The following is a 6,616-nucleotide window of genomic DNA, read 5'->3' as shown; positions in this document are numbered from 1 at the left end:
GCGTTCACCTCGCCATACGCCCACGTCACACCATCGAACGTCACCGCCGGCGCATCCGGACGAGCCGCCGCCTGCGCCTCGAACAACGCCGGGATCGTGGCCCGCTCCACCGGAGCGGCCCCTGCCCCGGCCCATTCGCCGAGGATCGTGGCGCGCTCCTCCGGGGAGAGGGCGTCGGCTGCGGAGATGGACGCGTCGGGTTCGGCGAGCAGCGCGGACAGGTACCGCTCGAAGCGCTCGATGAGGCGCCGGGCCGTGGACGGGTCGTAGAGGTCGAGCGCGTACTCCAGCTCGCCGTCGAGCCCGTCCTCCCGCTCGGTGAGGATCATCAGCAGGTCGAAGCGGGCGACGCCGGCGGTCAGCGGCTCCACCTCGGCGGTGAACCCGGGCATCTCCAGCCGCGCCTCGGGGTTGTTCTGGAACGTCAGCCCGACCTGGAACAGCGGATGCCGGGCCAGGTGCCGCGGCGGGTTCAGCACCTCGACGAGCCGCTCGAACGGGACGTCCTGGTGCGCGTAGGCGGCAAGGTCGGTCTCCCGCACCCGTCCGACCAGCTCGCGGAACGACGGGTCCCCGGACGTGTCGGTGCGGAAGACGAGCATGTTGACGAACATGCCGACGAGGTCGTCGAGCGCCTCGTCGGTGCGGCCCGCGATCGGCGACCCGATCGGCACGTCCGTCCCGGCGCCGAGCTTGGTGAGCAGCGCGGCGAACGCGGCCTGAGCGACCATGAACGGGCTCGCGCCGGTGTCGCGTGCCAGGCCCAGCAGCGCCTTGTGGACGTCCGCGCCGAGACGGAAGCGGGCCGTCGCGCCCCGGTAGGACGCCTCCGCCGGACGCGGCCGGTCCGCCGGAAGCGGCAGTTCCTCCGGCAGCCCCGCCAGGGCGTCCCGCCAGTAGGCGATCTGCTTGGAGATCAGGCTGCCGGGGTCGTCCTCGGAGCCGAACAGCTCGCGCTGCCAGAGCGAGTAGTCGGCGTACTGGACCGGCAGCGGCGCCCACTGCGGCGCCTTCCCGACGGCGCGGGCCGCGTAGGCGGTGATGAGGTCGCGCGCGAGCGGCGCCAGCGACCAGCCGTCGCCGCCGATGTGGTGCATGAGCAGCAGCACGACGTGCTCCTGCGGCTCGACCCGGAACAGGTGGGTGCGCAGCGGCGGCTCGGCGGAGATGTCGAAGGCGTACCCGGCGGCCATGGCGAGCCGGGTCGGCAGCTCCGCCTCCGTCGTGCCGACGACCTCCAGCTCGGGGCGGGCCGCGGCCGGGTCCAGGATGAGCTGGCGCGGCACTCCCCCGCTGTCGGGCAGGACCGTGCGGAGCGTCTCGTGCCGTTCGACGACGTCGCCGACGGCGGCGCGGAGGGCGTCCACGTCGAGGGGACCGCGGACGCGCATCGCCAGCGGCATGTTGTAGGTGGCGGACGGTCCCTCGAACCGGTTGAGGAACCAGAGCCGCTGCTGCGCATGCGACGGCGGGATCACGCCGGGACGCTCGCGCGGCTCCAGTGCGGGACGGCCCGGCTCCCCGCCGGCGCCGCCGAGGAAAGCGGCAAGGCTCGCGGCGGTCGGGGCCTCGAACAGCGCCCGGACGGGCAGCTCGGTGTCCAGGACGCGGCGGATGCGGCTGACGACCCGCATCGCGATGAGCGAGTTGCCGCCGAGAGCGAAGAAGTCGTCGTCGGCGCCGACCCGGGCGGCGCCGAGCAGGTCGGCGAACACGGCGGCGACGGCCTCCTCCGTCTCCCCGGACGGGGCGCGGTAGGCGGTCGCCGGCGTGACCGCCGGCTCCGGTTTCGGCAGCGCCTTGACGTCGACCTTGCCGTTCGGGGTGAGGGGCATCTCGTCCAGGACGACGACGGCGGCGGGCACCATCGACTCGGGCAGGCTCTCCCGGATGTGGGCGCGCAGTTCCTCGGCGTCGAGCGTCTGCCCGGGCGCGGCGACCACATAGGCGACGAGCCGCTTCTCCACCGGCCCTTCGATCGCCTCGGCGACCGGCTCGGCGGCGGCGAGACCGGGCAGGTCGAGGCCCTCGACCGTGACGGCGGCCTTCGTGGCGACGACGCCTTCGAGGGTCCGCCGGTACCAGCGGGTGAGCTGCTCGGCGGTCTCCCGGTCGAACAGGTCGAGGGCGTATTCGAGGGTTCCGGTGAGGCCGCCCCGGCCGTCGCGGGCGTCCTCCAGCAGGAACTCCAGGTCGAACTTGGCGACCCCGGCGTCCACCGGCTCGACGGCGACGTTCAGGCCGGGCAGCTCGACGGACGCCTCGGGGTTGTTCTGCAGGGTCAGCATGACCTGGAACAGCGGGTGCCGGGCCAGGGACCGCGCCGGGTTCAGCACCTCGACGAGCCGCTCGAACGGGACGTCCTGGTGCGCGTACGCGGCGAGGTCGGTCTCGCGGACGCGGGCGAGCAGCTCGGCGAACGACGGGTCGCCGGACGTGTCGGTGCGCAGCACGAGCGTGTTGACGAAGACGCCGACGAGATCGTCCAGTGCCGCGTCGGTGCGGCCCGCGATGGGCGAGCCGATCGGCACGTCGGTCCCGCCGCCGAGGCGGGTGAGCAGGGCCGCGAGCGCGGCCTGCAGGACCATGAACACGCTGACCTGGTGGTCGCGGGCGAGCGCCGCGAGGCCGTCCGCGAGCTCCGCCGGGACCTCGAAGGAGACCTGCCCGCCCCGGTAGGACGCGCGGTCGGGGCGGCGCCGGTCGTGCGGCAGCCGGATCTGGTCGGGCAGCCCGGCGAGGGCGTCCTTCCAGTAGGCGATCTGGCGTGCGGCGAGGCTGCCCGGGTCGCTCTCGGAGCCCAGCAGCTCCCGCTGCCAGAGCGCGTAGTCGGCGTACTGGACGGCCAGTGGCGCCCAGTCGGGGGCGCGGTCGTCGCGGCGCGCCAGGTAGGCGGTGATGAGGTCGCGGGCGAGCGGCGCCAGCGACCAGCCGTCCCCGGCGATGTGGTGCAGGACGACCAGGAGAAGGTGCTCGTCCTCCGCCAGCTTGTACAGGTGGGCCCGGATCGGCAGCTCGTTCGCGAGGTCGAAGCCGCGCGTGGCGTCCATGAACAGGGCGCCGTGCACGTCGGCGGTCTCGCCGACCGTCAGATGCGGTTCGGCCTCCCCGGGGCCGAGGATCACCTGGTGCGGTTCGCCGTCGCCGTCGCCGAACAGCGTCCGCAGCGACTCGTGCCGGGCGACGACGTCGCGCAGCGCGTCGCGCATCGCGTCGTGGTCGATCGCGCCGGTCAGCCGCAGCGGGATCGGCACGTTGTAGGTCGCGGTGAGCCCTTCGAGCCGGTTCAGGAACCAGAGGCGTTCCTGCGCGTACGACACGGGCAGCGGGGCGGGACGTCCGGCGGGGCGCAGCGCCGGGCGTTCGGCGGCGGACGCGGAGGCGATGTGCCCGGCGAGGCCCGCCACGGTGGGGGCCTCGAACAGCGCGCGGACCGGCAGCTCCACGTTCAGTGCGGCGCGGGCGCGGGCCACGACGCGGGTCGCCTTCAGCGAGTCGCCGCCGTGGTCGAAGAACCCGTCGTCGATGCCGACCCGGTCCAGGCCGAGGACGTCGGCGAAGATCCCGCAGAGGATCTCCTCGCGGGCGTCGCGGGGGCCGCGGGCGGTGACGGACGCGGCGAAGTCCGGCTCCGGCAGCGCGGACCGGTCCAGTTTGCCGTTCGGGGTGAGCGGCATGGCGTCCAGCACGACGATCGCGGACGGCACCATGTAGGCGGGCAGCGTCCGGGCGACGAACGCGCGCAGTTCGCCCGGGTCGACGGCGCCGACGACGTAGCCGGCGAGGACGCTGTCGCCGACGGCGTCGCGGCGGGCGACGACGACGCTCTGCGCCACGGCCGGGTGCCCGGACAGCGCCGCCTCGATCTCGCCCAGTTCGATCCGGAACCCGCGGACCTTCACCTGGTGGTCGAGGCGGCCGAGGTACTCGATCTCCCCGGCGTGGTTCCAGCGGACCAGGTCGCCCGTCCGGTACATCCGCTCGCCCGGCCCGCCGAACGGGCACGCCACGAACCGGTCGGCGGTCAGGGCGGCGCGGCGCAGATACCCGCGCGCCAGCCCGTTCCCCGCCAGGTACAGCTCGCCCGGGACGCCGGCGGGGACGGGGTTGAGCCGTCCGTCCAGCACGTACAGGCGGGTGTTGGCCATCGGGCGGCCGATCGGGGCGATCCCTCCGGGGTTGCCGTCGTCGTACCAGCCGGTGACGAAGATCGTCGCCTCGGTGGGGCCGTAGATGTTGGAGATCCGCGCGTCCGGCAGCAGCGCGCGGGCGTCCCTGACCAGCTGGGGCGGCAGCGCCTCACCGCCGAACGCGATGTCGCCGACGTCGAGCCGCAGCCCGCCGCGCGCCAGCAGCACCGCCAGCGCGGAGGGCACGCCGCTGATCAGCGTCCCGGACCAGCCGCCGCGCTCGGCGATCTCCAGGAGGTCGCGCACGACCTCGATCTCGCCGCCGATCGTGAGCGGCACCAGCCACTCGAACAGCGACACGTCGAAGTTCAGCGACGTGGAGAACAGGACGCGGCGCATCCGGTCGGGGCCGTAGCCGGCCATCGACTCGGCGCAGAAGTCCATGACGTTCGCGTGGGAGATGACGACGCCCTTGGGGCGGCCCGTCGAACCCGACGTGTAGATGATGTACGCCGGGTTGGCGGGGTGCAGCGGCCGGACGCGCTCGGCGTCGGTGACGTCCGCACCGGAGCGGCCGTCGAGGGAGAGGGCGTCGAGTTCGACGCGGGGCGTCCCGCCGGGCAGGTCCGCGTCCCGGGTCGTGATCACGCAGGCGGGGGCGGCGTCCGCCAGCATGTAGGCGATGCGGTCGGGCGGGTACGCCAGGTCGATCGGCTGGTATCCGGCGCCCGTCTTCAGGACGGCCATCGCCGCGACGACGAGGTCGGCGTCGCGGGGCAGGGACAGGGCGACGAAGTCCTCCGGGCCGATGCCGCGCTCGATCAGGTACCGGGCGAGGCGGTTCGCGCGGTCGTTCAGCTCCGCGTAGGTGAGGCGGGTCCCGCCCGCGACGACCGCCGTCCGGTCCGGCGTCCTCGCGGCCTGGGCCTCGAACAGGTCCGGGACGACGCCGGGCGCGACGGGCAGGGCCGTGTCGTTCCACTCCTCCAGCACGCGGACCCGCTCGGCGTCGCCCAGCAGGTCCACTTCGTGGAGCGGCGTGGACGGGTCGGCGTCGCCCAGGGCGCGCAGGAACCGGACGTAGCGATCGAGGTGCGTGGAGACCTGGTCCTCCGTGTAGAGGTCGGGGTGCGCCTCGAAGTCGACGCGCATGCCGGCGCCGTCGGAGTTGTCGTAGATGTTGATCGACAGGTCGTCGATCGGACCGGTGGTGAGGGCGTGCGTCCTCGCCGGCAGGCCCGCGAAGTCCAGCCGGTAGTCGAACGCCATGATGTTGATGACCGGCCCGTACAGCCGGTGGCGCTCGCCGAGGAGCTTCAGGTCGCGCAGCAGGTCGTCGCGCCGGTACCGCTGGTGGCGCAGCGCCCGCGCGCTCGCCCGGGTCGCCGACCGGACCAGTTCCTCCACGGTCATGTCCGGCGCGACGTGCACGCGCAGCGGCAGGACCGTCGACATCATCGCGGGGGTCTCGCGTGCGGTCTCCGTGGTGCGGCAGGCCGCCGCGAGCCCGAGGACGACGTCCTCGGTGCCGGTCATCCGCGCCACGTACGCGGCGGTCGCGGCGATCGCCAGCCCCGGCGCGGCGGTGCGCAGCCGGCGGGCGCCGGCCCCGAGCGCGGCGGCCTCGTCGGCCGGGATGACCGTGATGCGGCTCAGGTAGTCGGCGGTCGGCTCGGCCATCTCGTCGGCCAGCGACACGGCGACGGGCTTGTCGGCGAACCGCTCCGTCCAGTACGCGCGGTCCCGCTCGAACTTCTCCGACGCGCGGTAGTCCTCCTCCTCCGCGAGGAGGCCCCGGAAGTCGCCCAGCTCGCCCGGCTCGTACTCGCCACCGTTCGCCAGCAGGGTGTAGACCTCGGCGGCACGGCGGCTGACCAGCAGGCCGGCGTAGCCGTCCAGGGTCACGTGGTGGGCGTGCACGAACCACCGGTGCAGGTCGGGGGCCAGCCGCAGCAGCGCGGTACGGAACAGCCGCTCGCCGTCCAGCGGCAGCGGCTCGGCCATCCGCTCGTTCATCCACGCCCGCGCGGCGGCGTCCGGGTCGGGCTCGCCGGACAGGTCGACGAGGGGGATCGACACGGTCGCGTCCGGGTCGAGAATCTGGTGCGGAACGCCGTCCACTTCGACCAGCCGCGCGTTCTGGGCGAGGGCCTCGTGCGCGGCGATACGCGCCACCCGGTCGAACAGCTCGTGGTCGACCGGTCCCTCGATCTCGATGTACTGCGCGATGTGGATCGGCGTTTCGGGTGCCAACTGCTGCGCGTACCAGACGCTCCGCTGAGCGGCAGAAAGAGGAACGTACTCGGTGGACATCAAGCGGCACTTTCCCGGTCGAAGGGGGTTTGCTTTACGCCCGGCATCGGGACCGGCTCGGCGCCGGCGGGCAGAAAATCAAAGAGAATGACCACAGAAATCGGGCTGTTTCCCCGTCCCCTTTCACCCCGAGTCCCTTCCGGAACCGCGATCGGCCGCATGAATGCGGGACC

At 73.5% G+C, this 6,616-nt stretch carries 1 protein-coding gene; it reads right to left on the bottom strand.

What is annotated here, in order from left to right; all coding sequences use genetic code 11:
- Positions 1 to 6,443 (bottom strand): amino acid adenylation domain-containing protein (locus tag ACGFIS_RS26830; RefSeq protein ID WP_392972984.1); only part of this gene is annotated, 6,443 nt, incomplete at its 3' end.
- Between the last annotated feature and the right edge of the window lie 173 nt (positions 6,444 to 6,616).

Source organism: Spirillospora sp. NPDC048824 (assembly GCF_043198455.1).
GTDB lineage: Bacteria > Actinomycetota > Actinomycetes > Streptosporangiales > Streptosporangiaceae > Spirillospora.
This window is presented reverse-complemented; position numbering and strand designations above follow the sequence as displayed.